Raw genomic sequence first — 22,487 nt, forward strand, 5'->3', positions numbered from 1 at the left:
ACGCGACGCGCTAATTTGCCGTCAAGGTTTGCTTAAACGCCGGCAGTTGCCTATAACCGGCGATTTCGCCGGCCGTAAACATCCATTTCATTTTTTTTTGTAAGCGCTGCTGCTCACGTGGTTCCAGCCAAAAACTCGCGAATCGGCTAAGATAATGCCGCAGCAAATACAGTGGGATGCCAGCGATATTTTTTCCGGTGGGTACATCAGCATACGCCAGCACCTGACAACGGGCCACGTCGAACATCCAGCGGCAGACGTAGGCTTTCGTCATCCGCTCCGGGATGTTACAGTGATACAGCAATGCTTCCGGCACATACCAAAACTCGCCGCCGCCGCGCCGAAAACGGCCCATGTATTCGGTGTCTTCCGTAAACGGCACCGAAGTACCCGGCCCAAGCTCTTCGCGAAACCAGCCATTTTTGGCTACGGCCCCGGTTCTTAACGCCGTATTGACGCCGCCCGGAATCACCTGTTCATCCAAAAACTGCTGGGACATGCCGAAATCGCGAGTATTGGTAATGCCGCGCGGCAATGCAAACTCACCTTCGGTATGCAACCAGGCGGGGATGTCGCCCAGCCATTTGGGTAATACTTTGCCGGCAAAACCGTCGATTTCCGGATGCAGCACAGCGGCATCGATGTAAGCCTGTAACCAGCTCGCTTGCGGTTCGACATCGTCGTCGGTGAACACCAATAATTCACCTTGCGCTTGCTTGATGGCGCGATTCAAAGCGCGGGACTTACCGGGAATCGGCTCGGAGACGCAATGCACCGGCAGCCGACCACGCTCAGCTTCGGCGGCGATCACCGCCACAGTGTCGTCGCTGCTGCCGTTATCAACCATCAGCAATTCCCAGCGGGTCTGGCTATTCAGGCGCATTGCGGCCAATGCGTCGAACAAGCGCGGCAATATCGACGCTCTGTTGCGGGTGCTGATAATCACGGAGGCGTTTAACATAGGTTGCAGACCTAATTTTGAATTTTGGGTTAAGCAATATTACAGCGGATGATCGAAATAATCGCCATCGATCCCGCTGCGGTACCAATTTTGCGAAATATTGTCGGCTAGCGGCGGCTCGCGATAAATCAGATAGCGGTTACCGCGCGACGGCACTGCTTCATAGCCAAGACAGCGGAACAGACTGGTCAATGACGGCGAGGCGACTTCCAGACTGCCCCAGCTAATCCCGTTCTCCCGCCAATAAGCAAATAGGTAATACAACAGTGTCTGTATGGCCGGCTCATCGTCCAAGGGATAAAACACGTCACGCAATACTGCCATGCTGATAGCATCCCCAAAGCCTTGCTGATGCCAAATTGCGTAGGCGCGCAATTTGCCAGCAGCATCGCGCAGCGCGAAAAGCCTTAAAGGACAGGTAGGAAAATCAAATAAACGCCAATTCAAATAGCGGCTGCTACGTTCCAGACAAGAGACATAGCCCGCTTTCGCCCGTTCCCACAACGCATCAAACTCGGTGTCGCAATGCCAAACCTCCGCCAATGTAAAACCGCCGCTACGTAATTTGACATTGCGTAAGCGCAAGTTGATGTCGAACATGCTGCCCAGCAAATGGCCCAACGATTTGCCGGCGCGTTTCTGCCAAGAACCGCGATAACCGACGCGCAAACGATAAAAGTCATTATCGCTACCGCCGATCGGTACGAAGCCGCATTTTTTGAAGGCTTTCTGGGTAATCACGCCGGCAGTCACCGTGCCGTTGAATCGCGCAAATTCGAGGCTGTGTTCGATCAGCTTGGTGGCTAAGCCCTGCCCACGAAACTCTTCATCGACACAGGTATTGGAACCGAAGGCAAGCGTTACGGATTGGCCGTTCAACCACCAGGGTTGCACGAACATGGCCCGGAAACCCGCCAAACGCCCATTGTGCCAAACCCCGACGCCGGCGCACGGCAAGGCGTTCTGCCATGGGTTATGCACGATACGGGATTCGAACCATTGCTGGATATATTCGGGGTGTTGCTGAAACTCCTCGAAATTGGCAACGGCAATCAGAATGCAATCCGGAATATCCGCCGGTTGGATAGGTCCATAAACAAAATGGTCTGCAACAGCGGACATAGGCTTTCTCGAAAAAGTGCGGGAAATGATTAGCGAGGCCTAACTATCGTTAGCAAAGGCATCAGCGACAATCGAAAACTATTATCGGTGCAAACTTGCCGCAATACCAAACGACAGCGTCGTTTTAACAGGATTGAAGGAGCAGGAAAAGTTGAGGCTTGGGCAACACGCGCACTGCCCAAACCCTCAGCACATCTATAACGGCGCTTACCGGACTGAATTCAAAACCGCTTTGGCATCCAGCAATCTGCTGCGTTTTTTCAAGCCCAGAACACCCAGCATGCCGCTAAGAAAAAACCAGGCCGCGGTGGGTAAGGCAGCTTTCAATTCAGCTGTTTTGCTTTCGTCTATCACTGGCTGGAAAACCGTGCCAAGCAGACTGAGTAAACCCATTTGCGAAACCATATCGCCAAGCCCTGCTATGTCCGACAAGGCTTGCTGAAATGTTACGACCGCACGGGTCTTGACCCGTGTAAACAATGTTAGCGCATAGTCCTGCAAGGGCTTATCCGCTAGTGGATTCAATGGCTGCTCCTGATAAGCGCTTGGCAAATCCGGCAAAATCGTTTGGAAGGATTCGAGCGGGTTTAACGTATTTTCGGTCGTAGCTGCTTGCGCAAACTGCATCCCCCAAAACGATAGACCAATAAAAAATAACGCGGAAAATAACGGCTTGTTTGTGTCCATATTAAAACCCCAGAATTAATCAATTAGTTAAGAGGTGAAACCCTATTCGCACAAACCGGACCGATTACGGCAAACAGCGGCTTATGGTATAGGCATCCATACACAGGAGAATAGCACTATGCGTGCCAATTGCAAGAGGCTGTTTTATATCAACATTTCCCATCCACCCATTAAACTTGTTGGTATAGAAGCCACAAAAAGCCAATTAAATGCTGCTAACACAACAACTTAGCGGCTAGCGACTTCATCAAAGTTGTAGGAGCCAATATCGCGAAATTTTCCGGCTTATTCTGTTCGAATCCAGTGGCCGGCAACACCGCCACCACCCAAGCTAAAGGCTAAGCTTCCATCGGCAAGCGGCGGTTTTCCTGTTGAAAGATAGCCATAAATTGTTAGAGTAGTAGGCAAGTGACTGAACACTAAGACTCGGGAGCATCATGTTACGCAAAATACTGATCGCCAATCGCGGCGAAATTGCTGTCCGGATCATTCGGGCCTGCGCGGAAATGGGCATTCGTTCAGCGGCTATTTATTCGGAAGCCGACCGCTTTGCCTTGCACGTCAAAAAAGCTGACGAATCGCATTACATAGGCAGCGAGCCGCTGGCCGGCTATTTAAACATCTACGGCTTGGTGGATTTAGCCTTGCGCACCGGCTGCGATGCCATTCATCCCGGCTACGGTTTCCTGTCAGAAAACGCCCAGTTCGCCAAAGCCTGCCAGGAACGCGGCTTGGTGTTTATCGGCCCCTCCGCCGAAGTGATCCAACGCATGGGCGACAAAACCGAAGCCCGCAGCGCGATGATAGCCGCCGGCTTACCCGTCACGCCGGGCTCGGACGGTAATCTGGATAGCGTCGAGCATGCCTTGCAGGTGGCCGAACAAATCGGTTATCCGATCATGCTGAAGGCCACTTCAGGTGGCGGCGGGCGCGGCATCCGGCGTTGCGACACCCCCAACGAATTGCGACAGAACTATCAGCGGGTGATTTCCGAAGCCACCAAGGCCTTTGGCAGCGCCGACGTGTTTTTGGAAAAATGCGTCGTTAACCCGATTCACATCGAAGTGCAAGTGTTGGCCGATCACTTCGGCAACACCATCCATCTATACGAGCGCGATTGCTCGGTGCAGCGCCGCAACCAGAAATTGATCGAAATCGCTCCTTCACCGCAACTGGATGAAGCACAACGCCAGTACCTGGGCGGTTTGGCGGTGATGGCGGCCAAAGCGGTCGGTTACACCAATGCCGGCACCGTTGAATTTCTGCTGGACGCCAACGGTCGTTTTTATTTCATGGAAATGAACACCCGGGTACAAGTCGAGCACACCATCACCGAAACCATCACCGGTGTGGACATTGTCGAAGAACAAATTCGCGTTGCGGCCGGTTTACCGCTGCGTTTCAAACAAGAAGAGATTGTTCGTCGCGGCTATGCGATTCAATTTCGCGTCAACGCCGAAGACCCTAAAAACAATTTCCTGCCCAGCTTCGGCCACATTTCCCGTTACTACGCCCCCGGCGGTCCCGGCGTACGTACCGACACCGCTATTTATACCGGCTACGAAGTCCCGCCCTTTTATGACTCGATGCTGGCCAAAGTCATCGTCAGCGCGATGACCTGGGAAGACGCGATCAATCGCGGCGAGCGAGCCTTGAAAGATATGGGCTTGTTCGGCATCAAAACCACGATCCCCTATTACTTAAAAATTCTCGGTCATCCGGATTTTCGCCGCGGCCGCTTCAACACCGGCTTTGTCGAAGCCAATCCCGACCTGATCAATTATTCCAACAAGCCGCGACCGGAAATTCTGGCCAGCGTGCTGGCGGCAGTTGTCGCCTCTCATACTGGCCTGTAAACCCAAGGAAACCCCATGAGCAAAGTTTACGTAACCGACGTTATCCTCCGCGACGCCCACCAATCCCTCATCGCAACCCGCATGCGCACCGAAGACATGCTGCCGGCCTGCGCCATGCTGGACGACATCGGCTATTGGTCGTTGGAATGCTGGGGCGGCGCGACCTTCGACGCCTGTCTGCGTTTCTTGAAGGAAGACCCCTGGGAACGCCTGAGCAAGCTGAAAGCCGCGCTGCCCAATACCCGCTTGCAAATGCTGCTGCGCGGCCAAAACCTGCTCGGCTACCGACATTATTCCGACGATGTGGTGCGAAAGTTTGTAGAAACGGCCGCGCGCAACGGCATGGACGTGTTTCGTATCTTTGACGCACTGAATGACATCCGCAACTTGGAAACCGCTATCGAGGCCACCCGCAAGGCCGGCAAACATGCGCAAGGCACCATTTGTTACACCACCAGCCCGGTACATGACATCGCCAGTTTCATCAAATTGGGTAAAGGCCTGGCCGACTTGGGCTGCAATTCGATTGCCATCAAAGACATGGCCGGTCTGTTGACCCCTTACGTCGCCGGCGAATTGGTCAAAGCGCTGAAAGATGCCGTCGATTTGCCGCTGCACCTGCATTGCCACGCTACTGCCGGCTTGGCGGAAATGTGCCAGCTCAAGGCTATTGAAGCCGGCTGCGAACATGTCGATACCGCGCTGTCCTCCTGGGCCGGCGGCACCAGCCACCCGCCTACCGAATCATTGGTCACCGCCCTCCGCGGCACTGATTTCGACACCGGCCTGGATTTGGATAAACTGCAAGCCGTGAATCAATATTTCCTGGACGTTCGAAAAAAATACCACCGCTTCGAAAGCGAATTTACCGGCATCGACACCCGCGTCCACATCTTCCAAGTACCGGGCGGCATGATCTCCAACCTGGCCAACCAGTTAAAAGAGCGCAATGCTTTGGATCGCATGGCCGAGGTGTACAAAGAAATCCCCGAAGTCCGTAAAGACTTGGGCTACCCGCCGCTAGTCACCCCTACGTCGCAAATCGTCGGCACCCAGGCCGTGTTGAATGTGCTGACCGGCAAGCGTTACGACACCATCAGCAATGAAGTGAAGCGTTACCTGCACGGTGGCTACGGCAAAGCCCCGGCGCCGGTTAACGCCCAACTGCAAGCCAAGGCCGTCGGCAAGGAAGAAGTCATCGAGTGCCGTCCGGCCGATTTACTCAAACCGGAATTCGAGCATCTGCGCAACGAAATCGCCCACCTGGCGATGAATGACGAAGACGTGCTGAGCTTCGCAATGTTCCCGGAAATCGGTAAACAATTTTTGGAGCTGCGCTCCACCGACAGCTTGGTCGCAGAACCCCTGGAGTTGGACGAAGCACCTGCGTCCGCCGAAGTCAAAAAAGCCCCGACCGAATTCAACGTAGCGCTACACGGCGAGCAATATCACGTGAAAGTCACCGGTGCCGGGCCGAAAAATCAAAGCTTGCGGCATTTTTACTTCACCGTGGACGGCATGCCGGAAGAAATCGTCATCGAAACCCTGGACGAAATCGTGTTGGATGGCGGCGCCCAAGGCGCAGTACAGAGTGCTATCGCCAGCAAACGCCGCCGCCCCAGCGAGCCGGGCGATGTGGTGACCAGCATGCCCTGCAATATCATCGACGTATTGGTCAAAGAAGGTCAAAAAGTCAATGCCGGTCAATCTTTGCTGGTGACTGAAGCCATGAAAATGGAAACCGAGATCACGGCACCGATAGCCGGTATCGTCAAAGCCATTTATGTGGCAAAAGGTGATGCGGTTAACCCTAATGAGGTGCTGGTCGAAATTAATTAGGAGAAAAGACTAAAGGCGAAAGGTAAAATGGCGTGTTTGCCGTGAGGATGGCTTCCATATATTTATAGCTGCTTACTTTGGCAAATGAATTCGCCACTACAATTATGTCGGCTGCTCGTCTTTTTAGATTTTTATCTTTCGCCTGATTACTTTGAATCCTAAACCCGTCACCGAAGAATCCATCCGCCACGCCGTCGAGCTATTACGGCAGGGGCAATTGGTCGCCTTTCCGACCGAGACCGTTTACGGACTGGGCGCGGATGCCGCCAATCCCGATGCGGTTGCCAAAATATTTGCCGCGAAAGGCCGGCCGGCCGATCATCCCCTGATCGTGCATATCGCCAGCGCCGCGCAAATCAACGATTGGGCGGAAGCCGTGCCGGAGGCGGCATTAAGGTTGGCTGAACACTTCTGGCCCGGCCCGCTGACCATGATATTGAATAAAAAATCGACCGTACCGGCCGCCGTTACCGGCGGTCAGGATACGGTGGGTTTGCGGGTGCCGGCTAATCCGGTCGCGCTGCAATTATTGCAAGCCTTCGGCGGCGGCATCGCGGCGCCGTCGGCCAATCGCTTCGGCCATATCAGCCCGACGCAAGCCGAGCATGTCGCGGAGGAACTCGGCGACAGCGTGGGTTGCATCCTGGACGGCGGAGCTTGTTCGGTGGGCGTGGAATCGACCATTATCGATCTCAGCGACGGCATCCCCGCCATTCTCAGACCCGGCCGGATTACCCGCAGCCAACTGAAAGCCGTGCTGCATACCGACATTCGGCTGTCGTCGCAAACCAAGATTCGCGCGCCCGGCATGATGGCGGTACATTACGCACCCAATACCATGGCCTTGCTGTGCCCGGCCGACACCCTGATCGCAATGACCGACGATTTGTGCGCGCAAGGCAAACACATCGGCATCCTGGCCTTCAGCACGGAAATCGCCGAAATTCCCTGCCTGCACCTACTCAGATTACCGGCCGATGCCGAACTCTACGAACCGGCGTTGTACAGCTCCTTACGCGCGTTGGATAACCTGCAACTCGACACCATTCTGATCGAGCAGCCGCCCGACAACGAAGCCTGGGCAGCGGTCAACGACCGCCTGAATAAAGCCACGGTTTAAGATGACCGACGAGGAATGGCTGCGCCATGCCATCCGCCTGGCACAGCGCGCCGAAGACCAAGGCGAAGTCCCGGTCGGCGCCGTATTGGTGCTTGATAATGTCTGCGTAGCCGAGGGCTGGAATCAACCCATCCAGCAGAACGATCCCACCGCTCATGCCGAAATTGTCGCTCTGCGAAAGGCCGGGGCAGCCCTGAACAATTATCGCCTGATTGACACTACCCTCTATGTGACACTGGAACCCTGCGTGATGTGCATGGGCGCCATCGCCCACGCCCGCGTCAAACGTTTGGTATTCGGCGCTTACGATCCCAAACGCGGCGCGGTCTGCCATGCGCTGCAACTCAGCGACGCGGCGTTCTTAAATCATCGCGTGGAATGGACGGGGGGGATTCTGGAGGCGGATTGCGCGGAACTGCTCAGCGATTTTTTCAAGGCCAGACGCCAGCAGTCGAGAGGCCGATAATACATCCTACCCAAACAAATTATTCAATTGGCCTGTCTGCTAACGTGTTGAATAGCTGCCTGCCGATTGCCTGGATCCGCTTGCAGTTATTGATGCGTAAAGTACCTTGATAACACCCCTCTTAACTCTTTTATGCTTTGGCGAGCAGGATTTTTTATTGATTATGCCTGCCTAAACTGTCTTCAACTCTCAATTACACAGCCTGTTTACTTCATTTGCGTCGATTCTGAATGTCTATTCTCAGGCTCTTCCGCTACATTTTCCAAATGCCGATGAAACATAAAACGTTGTAGCGTACCGGTATACGTCACACCCGAGTGGTAATCGTAAATCTCCACTTCAGATTCTTCCTCGGTTTGCAATGGCGCTTTTTGGGTGGCATTTTCATGATGTTCCGCAATAGCGGCACCTGTTAATCCCATACTCAAAACGGCAAATATGGCGAGTTTTATCGTGTTTTTAACTCGTTTCATGATGATCACTCCTATCCAGTAGCAAACGATCCAGGCGTTTTCGAGACTTTGCGATTTGACGATAGTTCCTAAATCCACTGTTGATTAAAAACACACGTAACTGACTCGCTTGAAATTTGCTAAACGCGCTCCCATTTTGCCGACGTAGCGGCTCAGTGGAATTGAATATCCCGCGCTGCCGCCGTTTAAAACAGCATTAATCCGTTCGCACGATTCTGGGTAGGAACCAACAAACCGGAGGCCGACATGCAACATCCCAATCATCCCGATTCGCCCGATGTATTCATTAAACGTGTATTCGCCGCCGGTGCAGTCGCCGCAGCGCTGATAGTCCTTTGGCATTGGCAGCCGGGAGCACCGGCGACCGAATCCGCCCCGGTCAGAACCGTCGCCGCGCGCGGCGATTTGGCAGCGGACGAAAAAAGCACCATCGAACTGTTCGAAAAATCGCGAGATTCGGTGGTTTACATCAGCACCGCCGCGCTAGTGCGCAATGTCTGGACTCGCGACGTATTTTCAGTGCCGAAAGGCACGGGTTCCGGATTTATCTGGGACGAAGCCGGCCATGTCGTCACCAACTTTCACGTCATTGCCGGCGCAAACGAAGCCACGGTAAAACTGGCCGACGGCCGCGATTACAAGGCCACTCTGGTTGGCGCCAGCCAGGTGCATGATATTGCGGTATTGAAAATCGGCGTCGGCTTCAAACGGCCGCCACCGGTACCGGTCGGCACCAGCCGCGATCTAAAAGTTGGCCAAAAAGTATTCGCTATCGGCAACCCGTTTGGTTTGGACTGGACCTTGACCAGCGGCATCGTCTCCGCGCTGGACCGCTCCCTGGGCGGTCAGGAAGGTCCGGCCGTCGAACATTTGATCCAGACCGACGCCGCGATTAATCCCGGCAACTCCGGCGGCCCGCTCCTCGATTCCGCCGGCCGGTTGATCGGCATCAATACCGCAATTTACAGCCCGAGTGGTGCCTCCGCCGGCATCGGTTTTGCGGTGCCGGTGGATACGGTGATGCGGGTGGTGCCGGAACTGATTAAACAAGGCAAATACATCCGCCCGGCCCTGGGTATCGAAATAGACCAACAGATGAACGAGCAATTGGCGGCTTTGACCGGCACGGCCGGTGTCGCGGTATTGCGGGTGCAGCCCGGTTCGGCGGCGGATAAAGCCGGCCTACAAGGCGTATCGATAACGGCCAACGGCATGGTGCCGGGCGACATCATCGTCGCCATTAACGGTAAGGACGTCGATACGCTCTCAAAACTGTTCGCCCGCCTGGACGACCAGAAGGTTGGCGATGTCGTCAAAGTCAAGGTATTCAACAATGGCCAGACCCGGGAAGTCGAAGTAATCTTACAGCCAGGAAATTGATTCTTCGGCATGGTGCCGATCTCGCCATTTCGGGATCGGCTGGTATGATCGGAAGCTATATTTCTTAAGCAGACCAAGCCATGCCGACCGCCAAATCACCCAGGCTGAACCCGAACAAATTACTGCTCAGCAAATGGACCGCCGTTACCCCGCAAAATAAGGAAAAGCACTTTATCGTCAGTAAATTGCTACTGCCGGACGAGCCGGACGCGCCGCTGGAAATGATCGAACTGGAGGCGGTGTTTAGCAAACGGGTGCAAATCATGCCCTGGCGGGATTTGCTTAATACCAACAACTGGCGCCAGGGTTGGCACTGAGCGATGAGCTACAACCTGATCTGGTTCAAGCGCGATCTGCGGGTACACGACCATGCACCGCTGCTTTACGCCAGCCGCAAGGCGCCGGTGCTGTGTTTGTTCATCATCGAACCCAGCTTGTGGGCGGCCGACGACGTTGCCACGCAACACTACCAATTTTTACGCGAAAGCCTGCTTGATTTGGAACTTGCCTTGCGCAAACGCGGCGGCGGCTTACGTATCGAAGTGGGCGGAGCAGTGCCGGTTTTGCAGCGGCTCTGGCAGGAAGCGCCCTTTCTGGCGATGTATTCGCACCAGGAAACCGGCAACTGGCTGAGCTTTCAGCGCGACTTGGCCGTGCAACGCTGGTGCCGGGAACACGGCTTGCCTTGGCACGAGTTTGCACAATTTGGTGTGGTACGCCGGTTGCGTGATCGCGATGCGTGGAAAGCACATTGGGACGCACTGATGGCCGAACCCTGCCTGGAACCTCCCGCTTGCGATTGGATAGCAGCCCCTAAACTGGCGATCTTGCCCGAGCCGCAAACCCTGGGCTTAATCCATCCCGACCCGCCGCAGCGCCAAAGAGGCGGCCGCCGCCAAGGCATCGAAACCTTGCGTGACTTTCTGTTCGACCGTTGCGGTGCTTACCGAGGCGGCATCTCCTCGCCCTTGTCCGCACCGACGGCCTGTTCGCGCCTTTCTGCTTATTTGGCCTTCGGCTGTTTGAGTTTACGGGAGGTCGTGCAAGCCACCCGCCGCCAGTTGGCTGCTTTACCGCGCGGCGATGCCCGTCGTGCCGGTTTGACGGCCTTCGTCAGCCGCTTGTACTGGCATTGCCATTTCATGCAAAAGCTGGAAAGCGAACCGGAACTGGAGTTTACCAATCTGCATCGCGGCTATGACGGCTTGCGCGAAGCGGACTGGAATCCGGCGCATTTTCAGGCCTTAAGCGCAGGCCAAACGGGTTGGCCGCTGGTCGATGCCTGTGTGGCGATGTTGCAGCAAACCGGCTGGCTGAATTTCCGCATGCGGGCGATGCTGGTATCGGTAGCCAGTTATCCTTTGTGGCTGCATTGGCAACCGGTTGGCGCTTGGCTGGCCCAACAATTTCTGGATTACGAACCCGGCATCCACTGGAGCCAAATGCAAATGCAGGCCGGCACCACCGGCATTAACACCACGCGGGTGTATAACCCGATCAAACAGGCCCGCGACCATGATCCACACGGTCATTTTGTCAGACATTGGCTGCCGGCCTTACGCCGCGTGCCCAATGAATGGCTGTTCGAACCGTGGCGCATGCCGCTGAAACTGCAACAACAACGCGGCACGAGGGTCGGATCGGAGTGGATATTGCCGAACCGCTGGTCGAACTGGAATCGGCTACCCGGCAGGCGAAAGCCCGGCTTTACGAAGTACGTGGCCGCGCCGACGTGAAAGCCGCCAAGGCTGCTATCGGCGAGAAACACGGCTCGCGAAAGCAATCCACCCGCCGCCGACCAACCCAAGCCGCAGCCGGCGACTGGGTACAAACCCAGCTGGATTTTTAATGCACCAAAAAGCCTTGCTGCCTGCCAAGCTCTGTGCCGTCTGCGGTCGACCCTTCGTGTGGCGTAAAAAATGGGCCCGAGACTGGGAGGCGGTGAAATATTGCTCAGAGCGTTGCCGCCGGCAACGCGGCACGACCAAGATCGCATGACCACCTTGCGGCTCATTCTGGGCGACCAATTAAATCCGCTGCACAGCTGGTTTGCGCAAACCGATGACGAAACAGTTTATACGCTGATGGAAATCCGCCAGGAAACCGATTACGTCTTGCACCATGCACAAAAAATCATCGGTATTTTCGCGGCAATGCGCGATTTTGCTCAGCATTTGTCGGTCCAAGGCCATCGCTTGCACTACCTGCCAATTGACGATAGCGGCAACCGGCAGTCGCTGACCGCTAATTTGGATGTGTTGATTACGCAGTATCGGGTTCAGCATTTTGAATACCAGCTTCCCGACGAATGGCGTTTGGATCAACAATTACGCACCTATTGCCAACAGTTGGCCATCAGCAACCGAGCCTGCGACAGTGAGCATTTCTATAGCCAGCGCGAGGAAGCCGCAGAGCTGTTTGGGTCTCGGCCGCATTGGCTGATGGAAATGTTCTATCGGCGCATGCGCGTCAAACACCGGGTGTTATTGGCAGACAATCAGCGCCCGGCCGGCGGGCAATGGAATTACGATCACGACAACCGCAAAGCCTGGCCCGGCACGCCGGTGGTGGCCGCTGACACTCGGCCCCGTCACGACCATAGCGCGATTTGGCAAAGCATCGTCGCGGCGGGCGTGAACAGTTTCGGCGCAGCGGACGCCGAGGATTTCCGCTGGCCGCTGAATCGCAACGAAGCCTTGCAGCAACTCGAAGCCTTTATCGCCGAAGGCTTGCCGCAGTTCGGCGATTTTCAGGATGCGATGAGCCGGCGCAGTTGGCGGCTGTTTCATTCGCTGCTGTCGTTTGCGCTGAACACCAAAATGCTCAATCCGCGTGAAGTGGTCGAACGCTCCGAACAGGCTTATCGCCAAGGCCATGCGCCACTGGCGGCGGCGGAAGGCTTCATCCGGCAGATTCTCGGTTGGCGCGAATATGTGCGCGGCGTGTATTGGGCAAAGATGCCGGACTATGCCGCGCACAACTATTTCGGCCATGACAGACCTTTACCCGCCTGGTTCTGGACCGGCGAAACCCGGATGAATTGTCTGGCAGCAGCCATCGGCCAATCGCTGCAATATGCTTACGCACACCACATCCAGCGGCTAATGGTGATCGGCAATTTCGCCCTGCTGGCAGGCCTGGCACCGGAAGCCGTGCATCGTTGGTATCTGGGCGTGTATATCGACGCCTTTGAATGGGTGGAATTGCCCAACACGCTGGGCATGAGCCAGTTTGCCGATGGCGGCTTACTGGCCACCAAACCTTATGTATCCAGCGCCGCGTACATCGACCGGATGAGCGATTATTGCAAGGGCTGCCACTACGACAAAAAAGCCCGCACTGGCGAGCGAGCCTGTCCATTCAATGCGCTGTACTGGGATTTTTTTATCCGCCATCGCGACAAGCTAAGCCGCAATCCGCGCCTGAGTATGGTCTATCGCAATCTGGACCGGTTTGCGGCTGCAGAGCTTGAGGCGATAGCCCGGCGTGCGGAAACAGTGTTAGCGGATTTGGAAAGGCTTTGAAAACAAAGACTATACCCGATTGCCGCCGCTCGGTGATTCATCGCTATAGGCGTGATATAAACTCTCCTTCTCCCTCCGGGAGAAGGCTAGGATGAGGGGAAAACCATCAATGATCGTTCGAATTCGCTGCGTTGATTAAACCTGCCGGATACTGTTTTTGTAAACTTAGCGAATACTTGGAATGATGAATTTAACAATTAAACCGGCCAATCCTCAGGGAAAGGGAGCTGTTGCTGTATTGGACAGTTTGCAGCAAGCCAAAAAGCAGCTGATTGCCCCCGCCAAAAACATTCAGCAAATCAGCAGCGATTTATTTACCTCTCTGTTTGTTCTCAATAGCCAAATTCGGTTTAAACCGACCACGGGACAAGCATATTGGCTGTATTTTAAAGATGAGCAATGTCGCCTATCGTTGATTGCCCCGGAACAATGGCTGTCAAGCCAGTCCGGCCGATTCATAGGCACTTGCGAATTACAGCCGGATTTAACCTGGACTTTGGCCTTATCCGAGGCTTGCGCCAATGACGGTGCGTTTATCCAAGAGATTGCGGATCAGCGCCGGCAACTGGAACAGACACTGCAACAAGCCGAAAAAATCGACGATGTATTGCCGGTCTATATGGAAACCCTGCCTTACTATTCCCGAGTACTTGCCGCGACGCTGGCCTATTCGCTGAAGCAATCCATGCAAAAATCGGGTATTTTGGGCTTGAGTTTTCGGCAAGCGGAAAAGTTACTGATAAGCCGTATCGATTAAATAATCTCGCAGACGATTCGATCAAAAGATCGTTGATTTTGAGAAGTTAAAGTGGTAAGCGACCCGTTAAGTTAGCTTTATGAATGACAACATTTGAACTCATAACCGCCCGTCAGCGAAGTTAGAAAGATGCAATTCTCACCTCAGCGCCAATTATGTTAATGAAATCTCCGAGAAAAGCCGTATTCAATATCATCAATCAATTCGTTTATAGTTCGATAAATTCTATCCAAAACAGGACTGTCTTCTGAAAGACATTTATGGCTGCTTTTATCAAAGTTTTTTAGAGTAATTGAACGACGAAGGCTCTTAGTTGCCTCACCGAGATCTTCGTCAGATAAAACCTTAAGCCGGGAAATTATCTGCGACAATCGTTGTATTTCACGAACAATATCTTTCGACTTGCTAGAATCAAATTCAGAGCAGTGAAATGTAATAGCGGTCTGTTCCAATTTCTCCAAACGCTCTTTTAATTCTTCTATAGTAGAGCGAGTTTCCTTACGCAGTTCGCGATGATTGTTTTGCCTATTGACAATGAACCAACCGCATATAACAGTAAGCCAAGTAATAGTTTGAAATATGCCATTTATGACGGGAATGTACCACCAAGGTTGTTGTTCAGCCATGGATCTTATTCCCCTCTTTAATCAGTTGCGCCATCTGAACCATGGGTAATATATTCGTTCACTTCTTCGACGATACTGGGATCTGACGAATGAAGTTCGAAAGCCGATTGGACTTGGTCTTCCGTATAACCCTGTCTGACTAATCCACCAAAGGCCTCTTCCAAAAATGAAGAGCCATACCCTCTGGTACCATCCATTTCAATGATGGCCTTTTCTCCATCTTTTAAAATAGGAATCAACCACTCATCTCTAAACCGGGCACCACTAAAAGGCCCATCTTCTGGAACCCTTCCGGCTGGATATCGAGAAAATTGTATTGCTATGTTAATCGTTCGCATAATGATTACCTTACAATTTGGTAATTGGTATTTGCCAAGCAATTAGCGTACCCAAAATTGAATCTTTATAATTTTGTTGAAACTCAAGGCCTGACTGGTAACGATAACACCCACGGTTACTGAGAACAGTGAGAATCCCTTTTTCTGATGCGCTGATAACCTCAAGTAACTGTTTAAGTCCTTTACCACGGTAGCTTTTTCCTGTTCGAGACTTACTATCCGCTATTGCTTCTAAAATGGCTTGACCATCCGTAACTTGTCCAAACATAGTCATAAGTTTTTGCCAAAGATGAGGTTTCTTTATCGGTAAAGTAGCGGGTATGCCAATTCCCAAATCACAAAACACAACAGTTAACATGTCATCTTTTTCTTGAGAAAACATCCACCAATCTGTTGGCTCATCGAAAATATGCAGCCCGTCTTGACGGGGTTCAATATAAGCATGTTGCCTACTATTTGTCATGGCCTCTGTAAGGCCATGGTAAAAACCTTTTGCAATTCCATCGGTCAATTTTCCGTCATAATGCTGCAAAATAGTGTCGTATTCTTCACCAAGAACCTTATTTCCCCAGGCAAACCTCCAATGCACCACGTCACCGTCAGTAGGAATTACTCGTTTTCTACATTTCAGCAGTTCTAGAACACCGATTTGCTCCAGAACCTGCCAAGCTTTTGTGTTTCTCGGTGGTAAACAGCGAATTGGAATTTTATTATTCGTCAACCTAATGATACGTCGTAGCTCGGCTACGAACAACAATGTACCGCCGGTAGACATCGTTTTTGTAGACGAAAAGTCGATCAACACTGGTTGATGTTTCAACAATACAAACGATCTCAATTCGCGTAAAAAGGCGAGGAAAATTGTACGGATTGCTGGTTCGAAAATATTGAACGCGGCAGGAGCAACTAGCCTTTGTGCAGAAAGAGGTATTTTCGTGGGAAAAAGTCTACGAATCGATTCGTTTTTTCGTTTTGCTCTACGTCTTTTCCGCTTCAAAATAAGCTGATGATAGCGTCGAATGAATCGGTACCGCTCCTTGGATAATTTCTTCATACATAGATCAGCCAGCGATGAGTTGGGTTTTGATATTTCTATTCTAACAGTTCGTGACTCAATACTATCAACCCGTTAACTGAAGTTGGTGTCCTTTAAGACCGCTTGATCCATACAGAGCAAGTAGATACTGTTATCCAAGACCAACTCCGGCCGTGCAGTCATAAACGCTATCAGCGTGGCTACCCATTCCACGGCGGGCACTGAAGCCAAAGCACGATGTTGAGCAAATGGGCAACAGCCCCCACACCCCCGGAAAACTCACCCCTCGGACCGCACCTAACAGCAAGTCGCATTATTGATTTAGCGCTTCTGTCAGCCGCACGTTTTGGATAGCAATTGAGGCTAGGCGGGGCCGCCATGCTCGGTCGAAGACGGCCCACTTGCCCAATTCACCTTAGGCTCCGCCGCTGCCCTGCAATGGCGACCGGTGCAATTCCGCCATCGACTCAAACACGTAAGCCAATAGCGGCTGGTCGATAAACGTGCCAAAGAACAGATAAGGTTCGGCCTGGTTGGCGGCGCGAATTTTGGCGTGGGTTTCCGGGTTGTCGCCTGCGTAGGCGCGGAACAATTCCAGCCAGGTCCGCGCCAGTTTCTGCATGCGCGGATCGTTCGGCGGCGTGCCGTCTTCCCTATGTTGACGTATCGCGGCGATCAGCGGCGGCCACTCGTCGGCGCGCTTACCGTAGTTTTCGCGCATAAAGCTGAATTCATCGGCGGCGAGGTATTTCTCGTAGATCGTCAATTTGGTCTCGATGAATGCACTTTGGATGTAAGCAACAAGCTCCGGCGTCACGCCGGTTTTAGCTTGCATCGTCGGCTCGCCGACCATCATGGCGTTGAGTTTGACGAGTAGCCGAGGATCGCCTTGGGTGTCGAGTTCCAGCATGCTGATCCATTGCCTTGCCAATTCCTGGGCCTCGGCACTCTCCGGCGCAAACCCGGCTTGCATCGCCTCGTGCACCGCTTGAACCAGTGCCGCCCATTCGCCGGCGGTAGAGGTCTCGTCTATATCCAGTAGCGGCAAGCGCTTTAAGTCGTTGGTGGAAAAATATTTATCGTACATGGTCATCATCTCCAAAGTGGTTAGCCAATCGGCAAGCTCCGGCTCTTCTCCGCGGGTCAATTGCAGTCGCAAACCGGACAAGCGGTCGCGCAAGGCTTGGCTTTGCGCAATCTGCTGGTCCAAGGCTTCAATCTGCCGCTCGACGATAGTCGCGAGATTCAGTCCGGAGTTTGCCAAAATGTCTCCGATGTCGGCCAACGACAAACCAAACCGCCGTAAGGCTTGAATTTGATGCAATCTGGAAATGTCCGCCCGGTTATACAGCCGGTAGCCGCTATCGGAACGCGCGGAAGGCTTAAGCAAACCGATGCTGTCATAGTGGTGCAAAGTACGGACCGTCAGTCCGCAGCGTTTGGCAAGATCGCCCACTTTAAGCAACATGGTTAAGATAAATAGATTGGAACTGGGTTATTAAACTGTTGATGGCCGCGTCCTGGGCCTCAAGCCATCACATCCAGTTTCGGCGGCAAGGCCATGCCGTCGAGACGTTTAACGTTGCTCAACACTTTTTCCAGAAAAGCGGTGTCTTCGTGACGGCTTTTCTGAAATTCGATCTGCGCTTCGATCTGGCCCAAATAATCCACCTTCACGTCGCCGGCATCCCCTGCGCCAGACGAGTTGATGGTGGCGGTGGGAATATAAGGCACGACATCCAGCAAACCGTCCACGCCGGATTTGATCAAGGCGTTGATTTCATTGAGCGAGACCCGGCGCATATCGACGGTCCGCGGCGCTTGGCTTTGATCGGCTACCTCGGCGGCTTTAGCGATTGCCGGCGACGGCAAAGTTTTTCCGCTGACTGCGCGGCTAGCGGCAAGGTTGGGTCCTATGTTCGAAATATTCATCGTAAACTCCTGGTTTTAGGGTGTGTGTCCATCGCATACAGCAAAATAGACGCCATTTGTTGAGGCTAGGGATTGTCGAATTGGCGTCTTTTACGAGTAGTTATTGTCGGCCGCCGGCAATAGCCGGCTCAGCAGGGCATGTAACGCCACAGGGTCCAAAGGCTTATGCAGCACCAAGTAACCTTCCTGCTCGGCTTGCGCCAAAGCCGGGGAATTGAATTCGCCGCTGACCATCGCCCCGGCGGCATCCGGGCAGCGTTCCAGCAAGGCTTGCAGCAACTCGAAGCCGCTTTCGCCGGAGCGCAAGCGCTGGTCGCAAAAAATGGCGTGGGGTGCGAAGCCGGCATCAAGCAGGGCCAATGCGTCGTTGGCGGATGCGGCGCAAACCGTTTCCACGCCCCACGAATTCAATAAGGCTTGCCAGGCGTTGCGCACTTGCGGTTCGTCGTCGATCACCAGGCAGCGGCCGCTCAGCGCTGCGGCTTGCTCGACCGGTGCGACCGGCTGGTCAGCCGCCATAGTCCACCGCTCGTGGCTGGGAGCGGCGACCGGCAATCGCAACCAGAAGCGTGAACCGCGGCCTTCCCGCGAACTCAAGCCCTGGCTGGCGCCCATCAAATCGGCGCAACGCGCCACTACCGCCAAACCCAAACCGTGCCCGGCGTTGTCGATGCGCCAGGCATGTTCGGGGCGGAAGAATGGCGAGTAAATCCGCTGTTGGTCATCTTCGGCGATGCCGACCCCGGTATCCCAGACCTCGAACTGCCAGCAAGCACTGCGCGGCCGCACCGACATCAATACCCCGCCGCTTTGGGTATAGCGCAAGGCATTTTGCATCAGGTTGATCATGGACTGGCGCAACAACATGGCATCGGCGGTGACTAAGGCCCTGCCGCCGCTCAAACGCACTCTGAGATCGATTTGCCGTGAGCGGGCCTCTTCACGAAACAACGTGGCGACATCGTTCATCAGCGGGTCCAGCGCCACGGTTTGCAGATTGACCGGCTGGGCGCCCAGCTCGATCCTGGACAAGTCCAGCAACGAATTGAACATCTGTGTAATCGATTGCACGCTTTGTTGCAGATCTTGCAATGCAGGCTGCAAACTCGGTTCCTGATTGCGGCGGGAAATCGATTCTATTAAAAAGCCCATGGCATGCACCGGCTGGCGCAAGTCGTGGCTGGCCGTGGTCAGGAATTGGTTTTTGGCGCGTAAGGCCGCTTCGGCTTCCTCCTTGGCACGCCGATAATTCTCGGCCAACTTGGCGCTATCTTCTTCCAGTTTTATTTGCTGCAGGAAAAAGCCATGGGCAATTGAGGAGTGCCGGTGTATCGATAAGACATAACTGACGCACAGAGGCATGATTAAATGCCAGTGCTCGGGAAACGTCCATGGGGTCAACAGTGTGCAACCGCCCCAAGCGGCACCGAAAAACCGCTGAAACGCACTGAATACCGGTGATTGGTGGGTGGCGTTGGCCGCCATGATTGCCGCCAAACTCATGTAAAGCAGCAAGGTATATTCGAACGGGACCCGACCGGCGATGATAAGCACCAGCGCCGCCAAGCCGAGCCCATGCGCCAAGGCCATGCGCAGAATGATGGGTAGCCAATGGGCGACTGCCGCATGCGGATCGAGGCTGGCCCTGTCACGCAAGTATTGCCGCTGTTGCAGGCGCACGGCAAGCACGACCAGAAAATACGACACCGTCCACGCCAGCAATCCCAAGACGTCTTGATCGAGTTGATGCTTCCAGTACACGAAGGGCAAGCCTACAAACGGGATAATGGTGATACCGTACACCAGCCGGTTATGCGTCATGTCCAGCAATCGAGCTTGGCCGGCCGGGCTGATGTCGGCAAAGCGCAGCGGCTTGCTGTCCGTTGAATCGGCCAGTGTGGCTTGCATCAGGAGCCTTCCAGCTTTTTGCCGCGCAGCATTGTAATCACCTCGATCCGGTTGCGGGCCCCCAGCCGCTCCAGAATACCGGTGACGTGCTCCTTGACGGTTTGCTCGGACAGCGACAGGTTCAAGGCGATACGTTTGTTGGGCAAGCCTTTCAGCATCATCGCCAGCACCTGGCCTTGGCGGGCGGTCAAACCCAGCTCGGCGGCGGTGACCGGCAGTTCCTTGAGCGGCTGATTGCTGCCTGTCACGGCAAATGGACCGCTGTGAAACCAAGTGTCACCCCGTAGCAACGCGGCCACGGCACGGCCGAAAATCTCCGGCGCTTCCTGCTTGTGCAGAAAGCCGTCGGCGCCGGCCTCGCGTGCCTTGTCCGACACGGCCGAATTGTCGTCCGCGCTGATTGCCAGCAAACGTGTCGCTGGGTACTGGCGTTTCATTTGCACTAACAACGGCAGCGACGCACCTTCCGGCAGCCAAAAATCCACCACGGCCAACGACGGCGGCTGGGCGGCATCGAGAATCGCCCAAAACTCGGCGATGCTGGATACCGGCCGAGCCTGACCGAAGCCGCAATGCGATAGCAAAAAATCGGCGATACCGCTCGCCGACAGCGGATGGTCGTCGATAACCAACGCGCTAGCCAAATTTGTCACGCTCAACTCTCCCTAATGGTCGATAGCCTGGTTCGGCATTTTGCGTCGAACCAGGCTATCGCTAAAACATGCAAAATAATTACATCTTAACAAACAGCCGATGCGCCCCAATACCCTACTACGGTAGGGTTACGCCGCCGCACCGCGCTTCCGATAATGCAGCCCAGGCTCGTCGCCGTTCATCAGGGCTCCGGGCATTTTCATCCCTGCAAAACGGCTGTTTGGAGAACGCTTTTTGATCTCACTGATTTAATAATCAATAAAAGCAGCCCAAGACGAAGATACGGCAAATGACGAATTTTATAAGACATACGATGCCGTTACATCAACCTTAGGTTTATCAATTAAAAAGAGGCGACGCTATGAAAACGTGCTTTCCATCATTACCGGTTATGGTTGTTTTAACCCTTGGTGGGCGTGTTTTACGTTTGCGCGGCAATGACAAGGCGAATCCATGAAAAATGTGATGACCATGATTGCCACGTCCATGCTCTGTTCATGCGGTTTTATGACGCCAGCCAAGCAATATGCGGGCGACACGCTTAGCGCTGACGAGATTGCGGTAATCCAAAGTGTTGTGGGCACCCCTTTTGCCGATGCCTATCACGCGACCATCATCGGCTATACGAAGATCGAAGCCAACGGCGCGGGCGAACAAAAGGAATTTGGCTGGCCGGGTTTTACGGACTACCCCAGCGAGATTCATGTCTTGCCTGGAGAGTACGACATTCAAGTCTATTGCTTTAAAGGATTTTCGAGTCATAGACCCAAGAAAACCCTGGTTTTACAAGCAGGCCAAACCTATTTGCTCAAATGCGATGTCCGAGGCGATCAGGCGTTTATCGGGGTGAGCTCGCGAGCCAACTAGCCAGTTAGGGCGGTTGGGTTTTACCCGCCATGGTTAACTCGATTTATGATGTTTGCCCGGTCGAAACCCATCCTCCGAGACCAACGCGCCGTTTAGCAACACGTTACAAGAATGGCAATAGCTGATGCCAATGATCAAATCGGCGCCACGCAAGTTTGTCGTATGCCTGATCGTCTCTTTGTCGATACATCTTGGGATAGTGTTGGCGTTGACCGATATAGACCGGCCGAGGAAACCGGCTGACCGTTTGATAGCGCTATCGGTGGAATTCAAGATCCTACGCTTAGCGGAACAAGGCAGGCAAAATCAGTCGCCGCCAGGTCCGTCATCCAGGGTGGCCGGAGGCAGATCAAGGACGCTTCCAAAGCCGGTGCCGATTTTGCCGGATCGTGGCGACTCTTCGCCGCGGCAAACGAACAACGCCGCGCCGCTGACCTACAAGTCAACGAATCCCGCGCATCCAGAGCCTGCCAAACTCGACCTATCCAAGGTACTGGACGATATGCGCCAAGTCGCCCGAGAATCGGCCGAACTTGAAGCGGGGAATAAGTTCGATCGCCGCAAATTGGCGGTTGCCCCGGAAAATCTCAGGGCGCCGGATAGCGGGCCCGCGCAAGAAACGGAAACCTATACGCTTCCCAACGGTTACCAGCGCCGATGTGTCGTCAACGCGGACGGCAAAAAGCAATGCATGAGTAAAGAGGCGGATGACGACAGTATTTGGAACGCTAGGATTTATGTACCGGACTCGCTGCCAGCCGAAGGCAAATCCATCGAATTCGCTCGACGTCTAAAGCAGGCTGTCGGCAAACATTAGCGCCATCGGTCGGCTTGATAAAAATGCATGACTTTGGGCTCGGCCGGTTAACGGCTTTGAATATATTTTCGTGGTTCAATCGAGAGCCGCTTGATTCCGCTAGGCCAGATGTTGGTTGCATCGC

Annotated in this window: 23 protein-coding genes; 12 read left to right on the forward strand and 11 right to left on the reverse strand. The window is 53.9% G+C overall.

Annotated features, from left to right (window positions below; genetic code table 11):
- Positions 1-10 precede the first annotated feature (10 nt).
- The 3 genes from DDY07_RS17165 to DDY07_RS17175 all read right to left on the reverse strand — a co-directional run bounded on the left by DDY07_RS17165 (position 11) and on the right by DDY07_RS17175 (position 2,770).
- A complete protein-coding gene (locus DDY07_RS17165; protein ID WP_171696759.1) occupies positions 11-961 on the reverse strand; it encodes a glycosyltransferase family 2 protein in 951 nt (316 codons plus the stop codon).
- Positions 962-1,000: 39 nt separating this feature from the next.
- On the reverse strand, positions 1,001-2,083 hold the full coding sequence (locus tag DDY07_RS17170; protein ID WP_171696760.1) for a GNAT family N-acetyltransferase: 1,083 nt from the start codon (positions 2,081-2,083) through the stop codon (positions 1,001-1,003).
- Positions 2,084-2,290: 207 nt separating this feature from the next.
- Entirely contained in the window at positions 2,291-2,770 is a 480-nt protein-coding gene (locus DDY07_RS17175; protein WP_171696761.1) for a hypothetical protein, read from the reverse strand.
- A 437-nt stretch (positions 2,771-3,207) separates the two neighbouring features.
- Between DDY07_RS17175 and DDY07_RS17180 the strand changes: the two genes are divergently transcribed.
- From DDY07_RS17180 to tadA, 4 genes are all read left to right on the forward strand, one after another.
- Entirely contained in the window at positions 3,208-4,626 is a 1,419-nt protein-coding gene (locus DDY07_RS17180) for an acetyl-CoA carboxylase biotin carboxylase subunit (RefSeq protein ID WP_033158539.1), read from the forward strand.
- 15 nt (positions 4,627-4,641) lie between these two features.
- Positions 4,642-6,465 (forward strand): sodium-extruding oxaloacetate decarboxylase subunit alpha, encoded by a 1,824-nt coding sequence (gene oadA / locus DDY07_RS17185; protein WP_171696762.1) that lies wholly within the window; start codon positions 4,642-4,644, stop codon positions 6,463-6,465.
- Positions 6,466-6,616: 151 nt separating this feature from the next.
- Entirely contained in the window at positions 6,617-7,585 is a 969-nt protein-coding gene (locus tag DDY07_RS17190) for an L-threonylcarbamoyladenylate synthase (protein ID WP_171696763.1), read from the forward strand.
- Between the two features lies 1 nt (position 7,586).
- Positions 7,587-8,051, forward strand: coding sequence for a tRNA adenosine(34) deaminase TadA (gene tadA / locus DDY07_RS17195; protein ID WP_171696764.1), 465 nt, complete (start codon positions 7,587-7,589; stop codon positions 8,049-8,051).
- A gap of 206 nt (positions 8,052-8,257) precedes the next feature.
- On the opposite strand, the gene DDY07_RS17200 is transcribed toward tadA, so the two are convergent.
- Positions 8,258-8,524, reverse strand: coding sequence for a hypothetical protein (locus DDY07_RS17200; protein WP_171696765.1), 267 nt, complete (start codon positions 8,522-8,524; stop codon positions 8,258-8,260).
- 246 nt (positions 8,525-8,770) lie between these two features.
- Between DDY07_RS17200 and DDY07_RS17205 the strand changes: the two genes are divergently transcribed.
- The 6 genes from DDY07_RS17205 (at position 8,771) to DDY07_RS17225 (ending at position 14,185) form a co-directional block, all read left to right on the forward strand.
- The gene (locus DDY07_RS17205) at positions 8,771-9,904 is read left to right on the forward strand and encodes a S1C family serine protease (protein ID WP_171696766.1); all 1,134 of its coding nucleotides are present in this window, start codon (positions 8,771-8,773) and stop codon (positions 9,902-9,904) included.
- A gap of 80 nt (positions 9,905-9,984) precedes the next feature.
- Entirely contained in the window at positions 9,985-10,221 is a 237-nt protein-coding gene (locus DDY07_RS17210; RefSeq protein ID WP_171696767.1) for a TIGR02450 family Trp-rich protein, read from the forward strand.
- Between the two features lie 3 nt (positions 10,222-10,224).
- On the forward strand, positions 10,225-11,640 hold the full coding sequence (locus tag DDY07_RS17215) for an FAD-binding domain-containing protein (protein ID WP_216614769.1): 1,416 nt from the start codon (positions 10,225-10,227) through the stop codon (positions 11,638-11,640).
- A gap of 112 nt (positions 11,641-11,752) precedes the next feature.
- On the forward strand, positions 11,753-11,902 hold the full coding sequence (locus DDY07_RS24495; RefSeq protein ID WP_367650888.1) for a DUF2256 domain-containing protein: 150 nt from the start codon (positions 11,753-11,755) through the stop codon (positions 11,900-11,902).
- Positions 11,866-13,428 (forward strand): cryptochrome/photolyase family protein, encoded by a 1,563-nt coding sequence (locus tag DDY07_RS17220; protein ID WP_367650921.1) that lies wholly within the window; start codon positions 11,866-11,868, stop codon positions 13,426-13,428. The genes DDY07_RS24495 and DDY07_RS17220 overlap by 37 nt, the downstream gene beginning before the upstream one ends.
- Before the next feature lie 181 nt (positions 13,429-13,609).
- Complete coding sequence (locus DDY07_RS17225; protein ID WP_171696769.1) at positions 13,610-14,185, forward strand: DUF2452 domain-containing protein; 576 nt, start codon at positions 13,610-13,612, stop codon at positions 14,183-14,185.
- A 158-nt stretch (positions 14,186-14,343) separates the two neighbouring features.
- On the opposite strand, the gene DDY07_RS17230 is transcribed toward DDY07_RS17225, so the two are convergent.
- The 7 genes from DDY07_RS17230 to DDY07_RS17260 form a co-directional block, all read right to left on the reverse strand.
- Positions 14,344-14,811 carry a hypothetical protein gene (locus DDY07_RS17230; protein ID WP_171696770.1) on the reverse strand — a complete coding sequence of 156 codons (468 nt, stop codon included), beginning with the start codon at positions 14,809-14,811 and terminating at the stop codon, positions 14,344-14,346.
- Positions 14,812-14,828: 17 nt separating this feature from the next.
- Positions 14,829-15,149: an STAS-like domain-containing protein gene (locus DDY07_RS17235; RefSeq protein ID WP_171696771.1), complete on the reverse strand. Its 321-nt coding sequence runs from the start codon at positions 15,147-15,149 to the stop codon at positions 14,829-14,831.
- A 10-nt stretch (positions 15,150-15,159) separates the two neighbouring features.
- Positions 15,160-16,203, reverse strand: coding sequence for a hypothetical protein (locus tag DDY07_RS17240; RefSeq protein WP_171696772.1), 1,044 nt, complete (start codon positions 16,201-16,203; stop codon positions 15,160-15,162).
- Between the two features lie 397 nt (positions 16,204-16,600).
- The gene (locus DDY07_RS17245) at positions 16,601-17,653 is read right to left on the reverse strand and encodes a MerR family transcriptional regulator (RefSeq protein WP_171696773.1); all 1,053 of its coding nucleotides are present in this window, start codon (positions 17,651-17,653) and stop codon (positions 16,601-16,603) included.
- Positions 17,654-17,712: 59 nt separating this feature from the next.
- A complete protein-coding gene (locus tag DDY07_RS17250) occupies positions 17,713-18,117 on the reverse strand; it encodes a hypothetical protein (protein ID WP_033158528.1) in 405 nt (134 codons plus the stop codon).
- A 90-nt stretch (positions 18,118-18,207) separates the two neighbouring features.
- A complete protein-coding gene (locus DDY07_RS17255) occupies positions 18,208-20,025 on the reverse strand; it encodes a hybrid sensor histidine kinase/response regulator (protein ID WP_171696774.1) in 1,818 nt (605 codons plus the stop codon).
- Positions 20,025-20,678: a response regulator transcription factor gene (locus DDY07_RS17260; RefSeq protein ID WP_101051504.1), complete on the reverse strand. Its 654-nt coding sequence runs from the start codon at positions 20,676-20,678 to the stop codon at positions 20,025-20,027. Before DDY07_RS17260 ends, DDY07_RS17255 begins: the two co-directional genes overlap by 1 nt.
- Before the next feature lie 454 nt (positions 20,679-21,132).
- On the opposite strand from DDY07_RS17260, the gene DDY07_RS17265 reads away from it, so the two are divergent.
- A complete protein-coding gene (locus DDY07_RS17265; RefSeq protein ID WP_171696775.1) occupies positions 21,133-21,546 on the forward strand; it encodes a hypothetical protein in 414 nt (137 codons plus the stop codon).
- 124 nt (positions 21,547-21,670) lie between these two features.
- Positions 21,671-22,363: a hypothetical protein gene (locus DDY07_RS17270; protein ID WP_171696776.1), complete on the forward strand. Its 693-nt coding sequence runs from the start codon at positions 21,671-21,673 to the stop codon at positions 22,361-22,363.
- Positions 22,364-22,487: the final 124 nt, after the last annotated feature.

The organism is Methylomonas sp. ZR1, assembly GCF_013141865.1.
Lineage (GTDB): Bacteria > Pseudomonadota > Gammaproteobacteria > Methylococcales > Methylomonadaceae > Methylomonas.